Source organism: Methylobacterium sp. Leaf89, assembly GCF_001422215.1.
Classification (GTDB): Bacteria; Pseudomonadota; Alphaproteobacteria; order Rhizobiales; family Beijerinckiaceae; genus Methylobacterium.
In genome coordinates, this window is record NZ_LMML01000012.1 from 158,067 (window position 1) to 173,749 (window position 15,683).

The 15,683-nt window shown below is 71.6% G+C and carries 15 protein-coding genes; 9 read left to right on the forward strand and 6 right to left on the reverse strand.

The features are described from left to right. Positions 1-77: 77 nt before the first annotated feature. From ASF18_RS06990 to ubiG, 3 genes are all read right to left on the reverse strand, one after another. Positions 78-1,052: an NADPH:quinone oxidoreductase family protein gene (locus tag ASF18_RS06990; protein WP_056350411.1), complete on the reverse strand. Its 975-nt coding sequence runs from the start codon at positions 1,050-1,052 to the stop codon at positions 78-80. A 71-nt stretch (positions 1,053-1,123) separates the two neighbouring features. After that, entirely contained in the window at positions 1,124-1,684 is a 561-nt protein-coding gene (locus tag ASF18_RS06995; protein WP_056350413.1) for a YbhB/YbcL family Raf kinase inhibitor-like protein, read from the reverse strand. A 50-nt stretch (positions 1,685-1,734) separates the two neighbouring features. After that, positions 1,735-2,517, reverse strand: a complete 783-nt coding sequence (ubiG, locus tag ASF18_RS07000; protein WP_056269735.1) for a bifunctional 2-polyprenyl-6-hydroxyphenol methylase/3-demethylubiquinol 3-O-methyltransferase UbiG — start codon at positions 2,515-2,517, stop codon at positions 1,735-1,737. Positions 2,518-2,738: 221 nt separating this feature from the next. On the opposite strand from ubiG, the gene ASF18_RS07005 reads away from it, so the two are divergent. The 5 genes from ASF18_RS07005 to ASF18_RS07025 all read left to right on the forward strand — a co-directional run bounded on the left by ASF18_RS07005 (position 2,739) and on the right by ASF18_RS07025 (position 10,128). Further along, positions 2,739-3,974, forward strand: coding sequence for an aspartate kinase (locus ASF18_RS07005; RefSeq protein WP_056350416.1), 1,236 nt, complete (start codon positions 2,739-2,741; stop codon positions 3,972-3,974). A gap of 66 nt (positions 3,975-4,040) precedes the next feature. Further along, the gene (ptsP, locus tag ASF18_RS07010) at positions 4,041-6,305 is read left to right on the forward strand and encodes a phosphoenolpyruvate--protein phosphotransferase (protein ID WP_056350418.1); all 2,265 of its coding nucleotides are present in this window, start codon (positions 4,041-4,043) and stop codon (positions 6,303-6,305) included. 99 nt (positions 6,306-6,404) lie between these two features. Then, positions 6,405-7,490 (forward strand): peptide chain release factor 1, encoded by a 1,086-nt coding sequence (gene prfA, locus ASF18_RS07015; protein ID WP_056217096.1) that lies wholly within the window; start codon positions 6,405-6,407, stop codon positions 7,488-7,490. Between the two features lie 23 nt (positions 7,491-7,513). Next, a complete protein-coding gene (gene prmC / locus ASF18_RS07020) occupies positions 7,514-8,380 on the forward strand; it encodes a peptide chain release factor N(5)-glutamine methyltransferase (RefSeq protein WP_056350420.1) in 867 nt (288 codons plus the stop codon). A 473-nt stretch (positions 8,381-8,853) separates the two neighbouring features. Further along, positions 8,854-10,128, forward strand: coding sequence for a DUF4167 domain-containing protein (locus tag ASF18_RS07025; protein ID WP_056350422.1), 1,275 nt, complete (start codon positions 8,854-8,856; stop codon positions 10,126-10,128). A gap of 60 nt (positions 10,129-10,188) precedes the next feature. Here the strand turns inward: ASF18_RS07025 and ASF18_RS07030 are convergent, their stop codons facing one another. Continuing rightward, positions 10,189-10,935, reverse strand: coding sequence for a hypothetical protein (locus tag ASF18_RS07030; protein ID WP_056350425.1), 747 nt, complete (start codon positions 10,933-10,935; stop codon positions 10,189-10,191). Between the two features lie 13 nt (positions 10,936-10,948). Beyond that, positions 10,949-11,917 carry a DUF2336 domain-containing protein gene (locus ASF18_RS07035; RefSeq protein ID WP_056269750.1) on the reverse strand — a complete coding sequence of 323 codons (969 nt, stop codon included), beginning with the start codon at positions 11,915-11,917 and terminating at the stop codon, positions 10,949-10,951. 174 nt (positions 11,918-12,091) lie between these two features. Between ASF18_RS07035 and ASF18_RS22835 the strand changes: the two genes are divergently transcribed. The 4 genes from ASF18_RS22835 (at position 12,092) to ASF18_RS07050 (ending at position 14,161) form a co-directional block, all read left to right on the forward strand. Beyond that, positions 12,092-12,256, forward strand: a complete 165-nt coding sequence (locus ASF18_RS22835; protein WP_082487210.1) for a YqaE/Pmp3 family membrane protein — start codon at positions 12,092-12,094, stop codon at positions 12,254-12,256. A gap of 76 nt (positions 12,257-12,332) precedes the next feature. Beyond that, positions 12,333-12,938 (forward strand): sulfite oxidase-like oxidoreductase, encoded by a 606-nt coding sequence (locus ASF18_RS07040; RefSeq protein ID WP_056350427.1) that lies wholly within the window; start codon positions 12,333-12,335, stop codon positions 12,936-12,938. Next, complete coding sequence (locus tag ASF18_RS07045) at positions 12,931-13,653, forward strand: FAD-binding oxidoreductase (protein WP_056350429.1); 723 nt, start codon at positions 12,931-12,933, stop codon at positions 13,651-13,653. Before ASF18_RS07040 ends, ASF18_RS07045 begins: the two co-directional genes overlap by 8 nt. A gap of 82 nt (positions 13,654-13,735) precedes the next feature. After that, entirely contained in the window at positions 13,736-14,161 is a 426-nt protein-coding gene (locus tag ASF18_RS07050) for a GFA family protein (RefSeq protein ID WP_056350431.1), read from the forward strand. Positions 14,162-14,401: 240 nt separating this feature from the next. On the opposite strand, the gene ASF18_RS07055 is transcribed toward ASF18_RS07050, so the two are convergent. Beyond that, positions 14,402-15,490 carry an NAD(P)/FAD-dependent oxidoreductase gene (locus ASF18_RS07055; RefSeq protein ID WP_056350433.1) on the reverse strand — a complete coding sequence of 363 codons (1,089 nt, stop codon included), beginning with the start codon at positions 15,488-15,490 and terminating at the stop codon, positions 14,402-14,404. Positions 15,491-15,683 lie beyond the last annotated feature (193 nt).

Here is a 15,683-nt window from a genome sequence, read left to right on the forward strand (position 1 = left end):
CTTCGGCGGGACCGTCCCACCGTCCGCCTTCGCGGGACGAGGGAGGCTGGCCGCCGAACCGCTCGGGCGACCTCCCCTTACAGCCGCAGCAGCACCTTGCCGACGGCCTCGCGCCGCTTGAGGATGCCGAGGGCCTCCTCGTAATCGGCGAGGGGGTATTCGCCGTGGACCTTCGCGGTGAGGCGCCCCTCCGCTACCCAGGCGAGAAGCTGCTCCTGGTTGGCCCGGTGCGCCTCCGGCTCGCGCTCGACGAAGACGCCCCAGTGCACGCCCTGGATGTCGATGCCCTTCAGGAGCGCCAGGTTGAGCGGAATCCGCGGGATGTCGCCGGCCGCGAAGCCGATGACGAGGTAGCGGCCCTTCCAGCCCAGCGACCGCAGGGCCGGCTCGGCGTAGTCGCCGCCGATCGGGTCGTAGATCACGTCCACGCCCGCCCCCGCGGTCAGCGTGCGCAGGGCCTCGCGCAGGTTCTCGGCGGCGTAATCCACCGCCATCGTGGCGCCATGGGCCTGCGCCGTCGCCAGCTTCTCGGGCGAGGACGCGCAGGCGATGACACGGGCGCCCATGATCGCCCCGAGTTCCACCGCCGCGAGCCCGACGCCGCCGGAGGCGCCGAGCACCGCGAGGGTCTCGCCGGGCTGCAGGCGGGCCCGGTCGCGCAGGGCATGCAGCGAGGTGCCGTAGGTGATGGTGAGCCCGGCGGCCTGCGCGTCCGAGACCCCGGCCGGCACCGGCGTGAGGTGCCGGGTGGCGACGGCGATCCGCCCGCGGCAGGTGCCGTATTTCTGGTGAACGATGACGCGGTCGCCCACCGCGAAGCCCGCGGCGCCCTCGCCCAGGGCCTCGATGACGCCGCAGGCTTCGCCGCCGGGCGAGAACGGCAACTCGGGCTTCACCTGGTAGCGCCCGGCGATGATCAGGGTGTCGAAGAAGTTGAGCGCCGCCAGGGTGATGCGCACCACGGCCTCGCCGGGACCGGCCACCGGGTCCGGCAGGTCGGCGAGGTCCAGATCCTCCGGACCTCCGAGATGGGTACACAGCAGCGCCTTCATGCTCAAACCTCCCCTGGTCGTCGTATCGGCGCTTGCACCGACGGAGCCGCCCGCGCAAGCGCTCGACGCCGTCAGGGGCGTTCGTAGGTCCCGACGAGGCAGCCCTTGGCGAGGACGCGCCCCGCCATGGCCTCCAGCAGCGCGCCGCGGCCGGGATGTTCGGGCAGCGCCAGCGCCCCGTCGAGGGCGTAGGCCTGGAACAGGTAGGCGTGCGGACCGTGGCCGGTGGGCGGGTCGGGCGGCAGCCAGCCCGGCTTGAGGAAGCTGTTCTTGCCGAGGTCAAGGCCGGATTCGGCCTGGCTCGCCGCGCCCTCCGCCAGGGGTGCGCCGGGATCGCAATTCCAGGCGATCAGGTGGACCAACGGGTTCGGCGTGGGGCTGCCGGCATCCTCGCACAGGAGGACGATTCGCGCCGTGCCGGGGGGCAGGCCGGTCCAGGCCAGGGGCGGTGACGCGCCGGCCCCGTCGGCGGTGAAGCGCGCCAGCATCGCCGTCCCGTCCGCGAAGGCGAGGCTGGTGAGGCCGAGGCCCTCGGGCACGGTGGCGAAGGTGGTCCGGTAGGCGGTCTTGTCGAGCCCGGCCTTCAGGCCGGACAGGGCGGCGCCCACGGCGTGCGGAATCTTTTCGAGCAAGGTCGGTCTCCCACGGGGTACGCCGACCAACCGCGTGCGCGCCCGAAGGTTCAGGCCGAATGCCCGCCTGCGGCCGGGGGCCCGGATGCGCCGGGGCGCTGCGCCGTGATCATGTAGTTGACGGCCGTGTCGCGGCTCGCCCGCCACGAGCCGTCCAGGGGATTGAGCACCACCCCGGTCGTGTCGGTGACGATGAGGCCGCCGGCCTCGACGGCGCGGGCGAGCTCGTCGGGCCGCACGAACTTCTCCCAGTCATGGGTGCCCCTGGGCAACCAGCCGAGGACGTACTCGGCCCCGACGATCGCCAGCGCGAAGGAGCGCAAGGTCCGGTTGAGGGTGGCGGCGAACAGGAGGCCGCCGGGCTTCACCGCCCGGGCCGCCTGCGCCACGAAGGCCGGCATGTCCACCACGTGCTCCACCACCTCCATGGCGAGCACGATGTCGAAGCGCTCGCCCCCGGCCACCACATCCTCGATGGTGCGGGCGCGGTAATCCACCGGCACGCCCTCGGCGTCGGCATGGGCCTGCGCCACCTTGACGTTGGTCGGTGCCGGATCGAGTCCGGTGACCCGGGCGCCGAGGCGCGCCAGGGGCTCGGACAGGACGCCGCCGCCGCAGCCGATATCCACCAGGGTCAGCCCCTCCAGGGCGAAGGGCGCGTTGCGGTCCCGTCCGAAATGCCGGCAGGCCGTGTCGCGGATATAGGCGAGGCGGACGGGGTTGAAGCGGTGGAGCACCCGCATCGGTCCGGCCTCGTCCCACCAGGTCGCCGCGATGGCTTCGAAGCGGGCGACCTCGTCGCGGTCGATGGAGGCGCCTGTGGGTCCGGTCATCGTCTCGGCATGTCTCGTGCGAGGTGGGCGCGTCCCATTGTTGACACGCCCGGGCGGCCCTTGTACCCGCCGAAGCCCTGTCCGGTACAGCAGCCAAGCGACGCGGCAGGCCGTGCGGGTTCCGGGAAATCCGTCCCGCGGCCCGCCGAATCCCGAGGTCACGCTCGATCCCCGGCTCAAGCGATGCGTCGCGGGCGCGACAGGCTCCGTCTGGTGAGAACATGCCCCGTCTGGTGATGAAGTTCGGCGGTACGTCCGTCGCCAATGTCGAGCGCATCCGCAACGTGGCGGCCCACGTGGCGCGCGAGGTCACCGCCGGCTACGACGTGGCCGTCGTGGTCTCGGCCATGTCCGGCAAGACCAACGAACTCGTCGCCTGGGTCAAGGACGCGAATCCGATCTACGACGAGGCCGAGTACGACGCGGTGGTCGCCTCCGGCGAGCTCGTCACCGCCGGGCTGCTCGCCATCGCCCTGCAGAAGAACGGCATCAAGGCCCGTTCCTGGCAGGGCTGGCAGATCCCGATCCTGACCTCGGACGCCCACGGCTCCGCCCGGATCGAGGGCATCGACGGCTCCCGCCTCGATGCCGGCTTCCGGCGCGGGGAGGTCGCGGTCATCGCCGGCTTCCAGGGCATGCACGAGGCCACCGGCCGGGTGACCACCCTGGGACGCGGCGGCTCCGACACCAGCGCGGTGGCCATCGCCGCCGCCATCGGCGCCGAGCGCTGCGACATCTACACCGACGTCGACGGCGTCTACACCACCGATCCGCGCGTGGTGCAGAAGGCCCAGCGCATGGAGCGCGTGACCTTCGAGGAAATGCTGGAGATGGCGTCGCTGGGCGCCAAGGTCCTGCAGGTCCGCTCGGTCGAGCTCGCCATGGTCCATCGCGTGCCCACCACGGTGCGCTCCAGCTTCGATCCGCCGGACAACGCCCGGCCCGGCACCCTCATCTGCGACGAGGACGACATCGTGGAACAGCAGATCATCACCGGGATCGCCTTCTCCCGGGACGAGGCGCAGATCACGCTTCGTCGCGTGAAGGACAGCCCCGGCATCGCCGCCGCGATCTTCGGACCGCTGGCCGACGCCAACATCAACGTCGACATGATCATCCAGACCGTGTCGGGCGACCAATCGACCACCGACATGACCTTCACGGTCCCGTCGGCCGATTACGACCGGGCGCGCAAGATCCTCGACGCGCAGAGCGGCGCGATCGAATTCGCGCAGATCGAGGGTGCCACCGACGTGGTGAAGGTCTCGGCCATCGGCGTCGGCATGCGCAGCCACGCGGGCGTCGCCGCCAAGGCCTTCCGGGCCCTGGCGCAGAAGGGGATCAACATCCGGGCCATCACCACCTCGGAGATCAAGTTCTCCGTGCTGATCGATGCCGCCTACACGGAGCTTGCCGTTCGCACGCTCCACTCGCTATACGGCCTCGACCAGGCCTGAAGACCCGGGGCGCGCGAACGCCTGCGCGCCAACCGGACACGAGGCCGAAGCCGGATCGAGGAGACCATGCCCGCTGCGCCCGGAGGCCCGCGCCTGCTTCTGCGCCGCCTCCGCGAAGCGATGGCGGAGCCGGTCAGTCCACAGGCTCGTCTCGACCGCATCGTCACGCTGATCGCCGCCAACGTGATCGCGGAGGTGTGCTCGGTCTATGTGCTCAGCGATGACAACATTCTTGAACTGTTTGCAACCGAGGGTCTGAACCGCGAGGCGGTCCATCTGACCCGGCTGCGGGCCGACGAGGGCCTCGTCGGCCTCATCGCCAAGACCGCCGAGCCGCTGTCGCTCTCCGACGCCCAGTCCCACCCGGCCTTCTCCTATCGGCCGGAGACGGGCGAGGAGGCCTATCACGCCTTCCTGGGCGTGCCGCTCCTGCGCGCCGGCAACACCCTCGGCGTCCTCGTCGTCCAGAACAAGACCTACCGGGTCTATTCCGAGGAGGAGATCGAGGCGCTGCAGACCACCGCGATGGTGCTCTCGGAGATGATCGCCTCGGGCGAGCTGCAGGCGCTGGCGCCGGGGGCCGGCTCGGCCGCGCGCCGCCCGGTGAGCCAGCGCGGCGTGGCCCTCGCCGACGGCATCGGACTCGGACACGTGGTGCTGCACGAGCCGCGTATCGTCATCAAGCAGCTCATCGCCGAGAACGTCGAGCGCGAGGTCGAGCGCCTGGAACAGGCCATCGGCGAGGTGCGCTCGGCCATCGACGACCTCGTCGAGCGCGGCGACAGCATCGGCACCGGCGAATCCCGCGAGGTGCTGGAAACGGTGCGCATGTTCGCGCACGACAAGGGCTGGCTGCGCCGGATGCGCGAGGCCGTGCATTCGGGCCTCACCGCCGAGGCCGCCGTCGAGCGCGTCCAGTCGGACAACCGCGCCCGGATGATGCGCCAGAGCGACCCGTACCTGCGCGACCGCCTGCACGACCTCGACGACTTGGCGAACCGCCTGCTGCGCACGCTGATCGGCGCCGAGGGCAACGGCGCGCAGCGCGTCCTGCCCGAGAACGCGATCCTGGTGGCGCGCTCGATGGGTCCGGCCGCCCTCCTCGACTACGACCGCACGGCGCTCCGGGGCGTCGTGCTGGAGGAAGGCGGGCCGACGAGCCACATCGCCATCGTGGCCCGGGCGCTGGGCATCCCGGCGGTGGGCGAGATCGCCAACGCCACCGCCCTCTGCGATGCCGGGGACGCGATCATCGTCGATGGCGCCACCGGCGAGATCCAGGTCCGGCCCGGTCCGGAGATCGAGGCGGCCTATGCCGAGATGGTGCGCCTGCGCGCCCGCCGGCAGGAGCAGTACCGGGCGCTCCGCGACGTGCCGGCCGTCACCCTCGACGGGACGACGATCGGCCTGCAGCTGAACGCCGGCCTCCTTATCGACCTGACCCACCTGCACGAGACGGGCGCGGACGGCATCGGTCTCTTCCGCACCGAGCTGCAGTTCATGGTGGCCCAGCGCATGCCCTCGGCCGCCGAGCAGCAGGCGCTCTACGAGGCCGTCTTCGCGGCCACCGGCGACCTGCCCGTCACGATCCGCACCCTCGACATCGGCGGCGACAAGATCCTGCCCTACATGCCGGCCCTCGAGGAGGAGAACCCGGCCCTGGGCTGGCGGGCGATCCGGATCGGCCTCGACCGGCCGGCCCTGCTGCGGGTGCAGCTCCGCGCCCTTCTCAAGGCCTCCGGCGGCCGGCCCCTGAAGATCATGTTCCCGATGGTGGCGACGGTGGACGAGTTCACCCGCGCCAAGGCCATCGTCGAGCGCGAGAAGGCGCATCTGCGCCGGCACGGCCATGCCCTGCCGAGCGACTGCAAGCTCGGTGTGATGGTGGAGGTCCCCTCCCTCCTGTTCCAGATCGACGAGATCGCCAGGGCCGCCGACTTCCTGTCGGTGGGCTCCAACGACCTGATGCAGTTCCTGTTCGCCGTCGACCGCGAGAACCGCCGGGTCGCGGACCGCTTCGACACCCTGAGCGTCCCGGCCCTGCGCGCCTTCCGCGTCATCGCCGAGCGCGCCGCCGCCGCCGGCTGCCCCGTCACCGTCTGCGGCGAGATCGGCGGGCGTCCCCTCGAGGCCATGGCGCTGATCGGCCTCGGATTCCGGGCCCTCTCGATGTCGCCGGCCGCCATTGGCCCCGTGAAGGCCATGGTGCTGGGCCTCGACGTCAAGGCGGTGGCGGCGCTGCTCGACACCGAACTGACCCGCGCCGGAGACGGCGCCACCCTCCGCCCGGCCCTCGCGGCCTTCGCGAAGGCGCAGGGTGTGCCCATCTAGCGTCGGCGTGCCTATTTCCATGGGTCGTGCCGCGGCCCCGTCGTCGACCCGGCTTCCGGCCCGACGAGCCCTTGTTCAGATGAGAGTTTTCCACGGGCGATGACCCCCATTCCTGCAGAGCGTCTCGACGCGATCCTGACGCGCCACGACATCGTCACCGCCACGCTGAGCGCCGGCTCGGCGGATTCCGATACCTTCGTGCAGCTGTCGCGCGAACTGTCGGAGCTGGAGGGCGTCGTCGCCGCCATCCACGCCTATCGCGCGGCGGCGCAGAACCTCGCCGACATCGAGGCGCTGATCGACGAGCCGGGCAGCGATTCCGAGATGCGGGCGCTCGCGGCCGATGAGAAGCCGGAGGCCGAGGCCGGGCTGGAGGCGGCGCACCGCGCCCTCCAGCTCATCCTGCTGCCCAAGGATTCCGCCGACGAGAAGAGCGCCATCCTGGAAATCCGCGCCGGCACCGGCGGCGACGAGGCGGCCCTGTTCGCGGGCGACCTCTTCCGCATGTACGGCCGGTACGCCGACGCCAAGGGCTGGAAGGTCGAGGTGATCTCCGAGAGCGAGGGCACCGTCGGGGGCTATCGCGAGGTGATCGCCGAGGTGAAGGGCAAGGGCGTGTTCGCGCGCCTCAAGTTCGAGAGCGGCGCCCACCGGGTGCAGCGCGTGCCGGATACCGAGACCCAGGGGCGCATCCACACCTCCGCCGCCACCGTGGCGGTGCTGCCCGAGGCCGAGGAGGTCGACATCGTCATCAACGATGCGGACCTGAAGATCGACACCATGCGCTCGCAGGGCGCCGGCGGACAGCACGTCAACAAGACGGAATCGGCCATCCGCATCACCCACATGCCGAGCGGCATCGTGATCTTCGTCCAGGAGGAACGCTCGCAGCACAAGAACCGCGCCCGGGCGATGTCGCTGCTGCGCTCCAAGCTCTACGACGCCGAGCGCACCGCCAAGGACGCGGCCCGGGCCGCCGACCGCAAGTCGCAGGTCGGCTCCGGCGACCGCTCGGAGCGCATCCGCACCTACAACTTCCCCCAGGCCCGCGTCACCGACCACCGCATCAACCTGACCCTGTACAAGCTCGAGGAGGTCCTGGCCGGCGTGGCGCTGGACGAGCTCGTGGACGCCCTCGTCACCGAGCACCAGGCGGAGCTGCTGGCCGCCGAGGGCATGGCCTGAGCCCCGTGGACGGGCCGGAGCCGATGCGCCTCGACCCGGGGCTCAGCCGCACCGACGCCCTGCGGCGCATGAGCGAGGCGCTCGCCGCCCACGGCCTGCCGGCGCGCGACGCCCGCTTCCTCCTGCTCGACCTCCTCGGGCTCAGCGCGACCGACCTGATCCTGCGGGGCCACCGGCCCCTCGGCGCGGAGGGGGCCGCGACGCTCGAAGGGGCCGTCGCGCGACGCGTCGCCGGCGAGCCGGTGGCCCGGATCGTCGGCGCCTGGGAATTCTGGGGCCTGCCCTTCGGGCTGGCACCCGAGACCCTCGTCCCGCGGGCGGACACCGAGACCCTGGTGGAGGCCGCCCTCGCCCTGCATCCCGACCGCGGGCGCCCGCTGCGGGTGCTCGACCTCGGCACCGGCTCCGGCTGCATTCTCGTGGCGCTGCTGAGCGAGTTGCCGAACGCCACCGGCATCGGCCTCGACCGCTCCCACGCGGCCCTCGTCCAGGCCCGCGCGAATGCGGTGCGGAACGGCGTCGGAACCCGAGCGGCCTTCGTCTGCGCGGACTGGACCGCGGGTCTCGGCGGGGCCTTCGACCTTATCGTGTCGAACCCGCCCTACATCGCCCGCGACACGATCCGTGGGCTCGACATCGAAGTCAGGGGTCACGACCCGATGGCGGCCCTCGACGGCGGCCCGGATGGACTCGGGGCCTATCGGAGCATCGTGGAGGCCCTCAGCGTCGGGCCGGTCCGCCTCGCCCCCGGCGGCGCGCTCGCCTTCGAGGTGGGTTACGATCAGGCCGAGGCCGTCGGGATGCTCGGGAGGCAGGCCGGGCTCGCCCCCGCCGTGCGTCATCACGATCTCGCCGGGCACGCCCGCGTCGTCCGCTTCGGACCGGTCTGAGCGGACGTCGCCCCGAAAATCCTGCGGGAAACGCGAAAAAACTGCGCCCGTTGGATGTATCGAGGCAGAAAACGCTTGTTGCCCCCTCGGCGAGCCGCTAATGTCCCAGGCAGATCGCGAACGATCCATTAGGATGGGTCGTGGTAAGACGGGTGGCGGCTTTGGTCCGCGACGCTCTTAGACGGTCCCCCCACGATCAGGCTGGCGCGCGCGGGCAGAGGCGCAGGAGCTTGGTCAACTTCGTGCCTGAAAACCGAAGGACGCCTGGACGCTCAGAGCGCGCCTTGGTCAACGGACAGAGACGGCAAGCACGGCGAAATCGATCACGGACACACCGGACCCGGATCACGCGGCGCCAGCGACGAGCCTGATGACAGGCCGCGTCATGGCCGCCTGGAACCCGCCGCATCATCAGACGCTCCGAGACGAACGAGGGTCAATCGAGACCGATGAGACCAAACCAGAATAGACGGATGCGCGGTCGCAACCGCCCCAAAGGTCCCAATCCGCTTACGCGTTCCTACGAGTCCAACGGACCGGACGTCAAGATTCGCGGCACCGCCCAACACATCGCCGACAAGTATGCCCAGCTCGCGCGCGATGCGCAGGCCAGCGGCGACCCGGTGGCAGCAGAGAACTACTTCCAGCACGGCGAGCATTATTTCCGGATCATCTCCGGCGCCCAGGAACAGACCCGTCAGCAGGTCGGCGGTTACGCCCGCGGCTTCGACGACGAGGGCGACGAGGGGGACGACGAGGGCCAGGGCGCCCCGCAGGGCTACGCGGCCTCGAGCTACGGCGCGAATGCCTACAACGAGGATTACGGCGACCCGAGCCAGCAGCCTCAGCCGACGGCGTACGAGCCCCGGCAGGACGCACGCCCGGAGTCCCGCCCCGAGAACGCCCGCTCGGACTACAACCGGCAAGATTCGAACAGGCAGGATTCGAACCGACAGGATTCGAACAGGCAGGATTCGGGTTCGGACGGCAACCGTCAGAACCGCCGTGACCGCTTCGCCAATCGCGGCGACCGTCCGCAGCGCTTCGACAATCAGCGCGACGGCAACCGGCCCGACTACAACAACCGTCGCGACGACTTCAGTCGCCCGGACGGCAACCGGCAAGACAACAGCCGACAAGACAGCAACCGGCAGGATTACACGCGACAGGATTCGAACCGGCAGGACTCGAACCGACAAGACGGCAACCGCCAGGATTTCCGGGCGGACCAGAATCGCCAGGAAAGCCCTCGCCAGGAGAGTTCTCGTCAGGAGAGCCCTCGCCAGGACTACAATCGTCAGGATCAGCCGCGACAGGATTTCCGTCCCGCCCCGGCCCGCTCCGACGCGCCCCGTTACGAGAACGGGCGCACGGAGAGTCCGGTGAACGAGGCCCCGCGCGGTGAGTTCGGTGGCCAGGATTCCGGACGACAGGAATCTGGTCGCCAGGACGCGCCCCGGGCCGCCCGCGCGAACGAGGCGCCGCCCCGGCGCAGCCGACGCCGCGACGAGCGGGATGCCGCCGGTCCGGCCGAGGACGTGGCCGCCCTGCCCGCCTTCCTGATGACGCCGCCGCGTCCGGTTCCCGTCGCCGAGCCGGCGGGGCAGCACGACGCTCCCGAGGACTCGACCTCGGCGGCACAGGATGACGGTGCACCGGCCCCCAAGCCCCGCCGCCGCCGCCGCGCCCGGTTCGAGGGTTCTGACGGTGTCGTCGGCGCCGACGATCCGACACCGGTCACCGAGTAAGCGCGGTCCCACCGCGCGAACCGGCTGGAAGCCGCCCCAACGGGCGGCTTCTTCGCGTTTCTAGGGGCTGCGCCAGTCGAGGAAGGCCTCGACCCGATGGATCAGCCGGCGGTGGGGCGTCGCCTCGCCGAAGGGCGCGAGGTCCCAGGTCCAGCGCCGGTCGGGCGTCCCCAGGCGCACCCCGTGCAGCAGGTCGAGCCGCTCGGTCACGCGTCCGGTCCGGTCCTCCTCGATCTGTTCCACGTCCGTGACCAAGCAGACCCGGGCCCGCAAACCCGCGAGGCCGTCGAGATGGGCCCGGACGATCCGGTTTCCGAGATCCGGCGGCACGAAGCCGGGCCGGTCCAGGGGCAGGATCGGCAACTGCGACAGGAGATTGGCCGAGACCACGAAGTCGACGTCCGCGCCGCCGCACAGGGCGGCCAAAGGATCGGGCCGATCGGTCCGATCGGTTCGGAGGGCGAGGTCCGCGGTGACGAGCCGGACGTTGGGATGAGCCCGCGCCCGAAGGCGGGCCGGCCAGAGATGCACGGCATCCACAAGGTCGACGCGCGCGAAACGCGCCGCGAGGTCCGCGAGCGGGACATCCTGGAGGAGGCCCGAGCCGAGCACCACGGCGACGCGCCGCTGCGGAAGCCCGTCGCAGGCATCCAGAATCGCGGCCCGCGCCGCGGCGAGATGGGGGGCCCAGGCGCTGCGGCAGCGGCGCCCCCGGGACATCAGCAGGACGCTCTCGCGCAGGTGGCCCCTCCGGCGATGGGCGAAGGGCACCGGCGTGACGAGGAGGTGGAGGAGTTCGACGAGCACTTGGGCCCCCGGATCAGCGGCCCGGGCCCGACGGATCCCGCGCGTCCGGCGCGCCGCCCGCCTGCGCCGAGAGGCGGACCACGCGCTGCGCCGTGGTCACCGACAGGGCCTGAAACGCGCTCTGGATCCCGGTCCAGGCCTCGGGCGGCCGCACCGGGCCGGATTTGGTCCGCAAGAACAGCTTCAGGGTTCCGAACCCGAGGCGGATCGAGCGCAGGAGAAACAGCAGGGGATCGTGGTCCGCCGCATCGTAGGCGCGCCGGGCGAAGGCGGGCGACACCGCGGCGAGGCGCGCGACCTCGGCCAAAGCCGTGTCGAGGTCGCCGGCCCGGACCAGGTCGTCGATGCGCCGTTCATCCGCATCCGTCGCGCGCGGAAGGGTCTGGCTTCCCCGCAGGCCGGCCGCCAACGCCGCGGGCTGTCCCCGCGGCGCGGCGCGGGTCACCAGCATGGCCCGCAGGACGGCGTCGCCACGGGCCCGTTCCCCGAGCGTGGTGTAGGCCGCGCCGGAGAAATGCGCGCCGGCATTGCCCGCGACCACGTGCACCGTCTGCCGGTCGCCGCGGGCCACCAGGACGTCGGTGACCCGCTCGCCGAGCGTCGGCCGCTGCGCAACGGCCCGCAGGTGCTCCTGCCCCCGCGATTCGGAGACGGTGACGAGGTCGGCCTCGTCGAGGCGCGGCGAGCGCTGAAGGACGGGCCGGGCCACCGCGATGTCCGGATCGAAGGCCAGGTCGCGCACCACGGCACGCGGTGCGTTGCGCACATCCGCCAAGCCGTCCGCCAGGAGGACGCGGGCGGCCCCATCGACCGCGCGGGCCAGGGGCAGCATCGCCGCGTCGAACACCTCCACCTGCGCCTCGCGCAGCCCGGCGGCCCGCTCCGTGAAGAGCATCGACAGCCGTTGCAGCACCCGTCCGCGCTGGAGCAGGCCGCCGGAGCGGACCACCTGCTCGATATCGCGCATGAGGGTTTCGATCATACGCGGAATTCCTGCGCGGTCCGTCCTTCGGCAATGTCCAGACCATCCTGGGGACGCAGAGATTAAGAAACTGAAATTCCCGTCGGCCCGGCGGGGGAACCTGGCCGCGACGATCCCGTTGCGGTTGGGCGGTTGCGATCGCATTCCCGCGCGCGCCGCCTACCCGGAGTGACCGTGTCGAACCTCGTCCGCATCATCCTCGCGATCTTCCTGCCGCCGATCGCGGTCCTCATGACCACGGGCATCGGCCTGCAGTTCCTTCTCAACATCCTTCTGACGCTGATGGGCGTGCTGCCGGGCACCATTCACGCCCTGTGGCTGGTGCTGCGCGATCGCTGAGGGAATGCTAGCCTGCCGCGCGGGCTGATCGTCGAGCCACGGTCGCCGCGAACGGTTTGACGAGCGCGAGGGGAGCATGAGCACACGAGGTTTCACGGGGCGCAAGCCGCCCGAGGCGACCCGCGAGCGTCTGCCCCCCGGCCAGTACCTCACCGAGGACTTCCCGGTGCTCCAGATCGGCCCCAACCCGCGCATCGACCTCGCGACCTGGTCGTTCACCCTGCGCGAGGGGGCGCGGCCCCTGAAGAGCTGGAGCTGGGACGCCTTCAACGCCCTGCCCCGCAGCCGCTGGGGCGGCGACATCCACTGCGTGACGAAGTGGTCGAAGTTCGACACCGCCTGGGAGGGCGTGCGCTTCGACGACCTCCTGGCCGATGCCGGCATCGCGGCGCCGAGCGCCTTCCTGCTCGCCGAAGGCTACGACGACTACACCACCAACGTGCCGGTCGCCGACCTGACGGGCGGCAAGGGCATGGTGGCGACCCACTACGACGGCGCGCCGATCCCGGTGGACCATGGGGGCCCGGCCCGGCTCCTGGTGCCGCACCTGTATTTCTGGAAGAGCGCCAAGTGGGTGAAGGGCCTGCGCTTCACCCAGCGGGACGAGGGCGGTTTCTGGGAGCTGCGCGGCTACCACATGTACGGCGATCCCTGGCGCGAACAGCGCTTCACCGGTGATTGATCCCGCCCCGGGCCCCCTCCCCTGGCAGACCGCGATCCTCACGGCCATCCGGCCGGTGACGCGGCGGGTGAAGAGCTACCGCTTCCGGGTCGCCTTCGATCGGCCGATGCTGGCCGGGCAGCACGTCGACGTGCGCCTCACCGCCCCGGACGGCTACCAGGCCCAGCGCAGCTACTCGATCGCCTCGCCACCGGACGGCGACGGCACCATCGAACTGCTGATCGAGGGCCTGCCGGACGGCGAGGTCTCGGGCTTCTTCGACGCGGTGGCGGCGGTCGGCGACACGATCGAGCTGCGCGGCCCGATCGGCGGTTCCTTCGTCTGGCGCCCCGAGGACGGCGGGCCCCTTCTCCTGGCGGGCGGCGGGTCGGGCGTGGTGCCCCTCCTGTCGATGCTGCGCCACCGCGCGGCGAAGGCGCCGGCGGTACCCGCCCTCCTCCTCTATTCCGTGCGCGACGCCGGCGAGATCATCGCCGCCGAGGAGCTGGCGGTGCGCGCCCGCGACGAACCGCACTTCCAGCTGATGCTCAACCTGACCCGCGCCGGCGGCCGCCGGGTCGACGCGGCGATGATCGCGGAGGCGCTGGACCGGCTCGGACCGCCGCGCCATGCCTATCTCTGCGGCGGCAATCCCTTCGTCGGGGCGGTGGCGGACCTCCTCCTCGACGCCGGGGTGGACCCCGCCCGCGTCCGGACCGAGCGCTTCGGCGGCTGAGTTGCCATCGCGGGGCGCGGGCCGACCCGGTCCCGCCACGGATCACGGACCCGGAAGGTCTCGGCAGACGGAGGAAGATGCCATGTCAGCGCAGCTCGATCAGCGCGAGGGGCAGTGTCACTGCGGCGGCGTCCGGTTCCGTGCGACGCTGAGCAAGGGTCTCGACACGGTCCGGCGCTGCACCTGCTCGTATTGCCGGATGCGGGGGGCGGTCGTCGTCTCGGCCGAGACCGGCGGCGTCGAGATCCTGCAGGGCGCGGACCTGCTGACCCGCTATCGCTTCAACACCGGCATGGCGCAGCACTTCTTCTGTTCGCGCTGCGGGATCTACACGCACCACCAGCGCCGCTCGAATCCCGACCAGTACGGCATCAACGTCGCCTGCCTCGACGGGCTCAGTCCCTTCGACTTCGCCGAGGTCCCGGTGGTCGATGGCGTCAACCACCCGAACGACACCGGCGGATCGAGCCGGCTGGCCGGCACGCTGCGCTTCGTCCCCGCGCGCTAGTCGCCCCTCCCCGCCGCAACGAATCCGGCCGCGGCCGCCTCCCGACGGTCGCGGCCGGACGCATGCCCCAGGCCCCGAGGCATGGTGCCGGTGGTCAGGGCGCGCGGGCGGGCGCGTGGAAGCGGGCGACGATCGCAGCGGAACAAGGCCACAGCGTCGAGCGAATCGACTGCCGTCGCGGCGACGGGGCTGGCGCGGGCGGCCCGCTCGGCAGCGTCGCGGGCTCGTGCGCCGTTTCGCTCAGCCCCCGACGAGCCGATCCGCGACCTCCTCGGCCAGGGACAGGCTCGAGGTCAGGCCCGGGCTCTCGATGCCGAAGAGGTGGACCAGGCCGGGGAGCCCGTGCTCGGCCGGGCCGTCGATCCGGAAATCGGCAGCGGACTCGCCCGGTCCCGTCAGTTTCGGGCGGATGCCGGCATAGTCCGGGGTCAGCACTCCGTCGGGCAGGCCGGGCCAGTAGCGCCGGATCGCCCGGGCGAAAGCATCCGCCCGGGCGGGATCGACCCGGTAGTCCAGGCTCTCCACCCACTCGACATCGGGGCCGAAACGCATGCGGCCGGCGAGATCGAGGGTCAGGTGAATCCCGAGACCGCCTTCGACGGGCGCCGGATAGATCAGCCGCGAGAAGGCCGGCCGACCGGTACAGCCGAAATAGCTGCCCTTCGCCAGGACCTGGCGCGGGATGCGCGCGGCGGGATAGGCCTCGACCGCGCCGGCGACCCCCTGGGCCCCGAGGCCGGCGGCGTTGACCACGGCCTCGAACGGCAGGGCCTCGCCGTTGACGGTGACGCTCCAGCCCGTGCGCGTCCGAGCGATCCGCGTCACCCGGCTGTCGAAGGCGATGGCGCCTCCGGCATCCTCCAGGTCGCCCTGGAGCGCCAGCATCAGCCCGTGGCTGTCGACGATCCCGGTGCCGGGCGCGTGCAGCGCCGCCACGCAGGCGAGGTTCGGCTCCAGGGCCCGGGCCTCGGCCCCGTCGAGGAGCGCCAGATCCGGAACCCCGTTGGCGTCGCCGCGCGCCTTGAGCGCCGCGACGGCGTCGCGCTCGGAGTCCGCGGTGGCCACGATGAGCTTGCCGCAGCGCCGGGTGGCAACGCCGTGGCTGTCGCAGAAGGCCGCGAGCATGGCCGCGCCGGCGACGCAGTGACGGGCCCGCAGGGAGCCCGCCGGATAGTACATTCCGCCATGGATCACCTCGGAATTGCGTGCCGAGATGCCCGTGCCGATCGCCCCCTCGGCCTCGGCCACGATGACGGCATGGCCCCGGCGCGCGAGGGCACGGGCCACGGCGAGACCAACGATTCCGGCACCGACGACGAGGATTTCCATGACGGGCCGGAGATGAGCACGAGAGGCACGGGGAACACAACACGAGGCGCGTCCGCTGCGGGTCCGGGCGCCCAGGGGTGGAGGGGCATGCATCCGCGGTCATGGCGCTGCGCCGCAGTTCCGGCTACAAGAGACGCCATCCGTAACCGTTCGAGGCCGGAATCACGTCGGTTTGGAGAGGATCGCGCCCGTC

Excerpts from the sequence above, each read along its gene's own strand:
- ASF18_RS06990 (WP_056350411.1), bottom strand. The coding sequence starts at position 1,052 with ATGAAGGCGCTGCTGTGTACCCATCTCGGAGGTCCGGAGGATCTGGAC.
- ubiG (WP_056269735.1), bottom strand. The coding sequence starts at position 2,517 with ATGACCGGACCCACAGGCGCCTCCATCGACCGCGACGAGGTCGCCCGC.
- ASF18_RS07005 (WP_056350416.1), top strand. The coding sequence starts at position 2,739 with ATGCCCCGTCTGGTGATGAAGTTCGGCGGTACGTCCGTCGCCAATGTC.
- ptsP (WP_056350418.1), top strand. The coding sequence starts at position 4,041 with ATGCCCGCTGCGCCCGGAGGCCCGCGCCTGCTTCTGCGCCGCCTCCGC.
- prfA (WP_056217096.1), top strand. The coding sequence starts at position 6,405 with ATGACCCCCATTCCTGCAGAGCGTCTCGACGCGATCCTGACGCGCCAC.
- prmC (WP_056350420.1), top strand. The coding sequence starts at position 7,514 with ATGCGCCTCGACCCGGGGCTCAGCCGCACCGACGCCCTGCGGCGCATG.
- ASF18_RS07025 (WP_056350422.1), top strand. The coding sequence starts at position 8,854 with ATGCGCGGTCGCAACCGCCCCAAAGGTCCCAATCCGCTTACGCGTTCC.
- ASF18_RS07035 (WP_056269750.1), bottom strand. The coding sequence starts at position 11,917 with ATGATCGAAACCCTCATGCGCGATATCGAGCAGGTGGTCCGCTCCGGC.
- ASF18_RS07040 (WP_056350427.1), top strand. The coding sequence starts at position 12,333 with ATGAGCACACGAGGTTTCACGGGGCGCAAGCCGCCCGAGGCGACCCGC.
- ASF18_RS07050 (WP_056350431.1), top strand. The coding sequence starts at position 13,736 with ATGTCAGCGCAGCTCGATCAGCGCGAGGGGCAGTGTCACTGCGGCGGC.
- ASF18_RS07055 (WP_056350433.1), bottom strand. The coding sequence starts at position 15,490 with ATGGAAATCCTCGTCGTCGGTGCCGGAATCGTTGGTCTCGCCGTGGCC.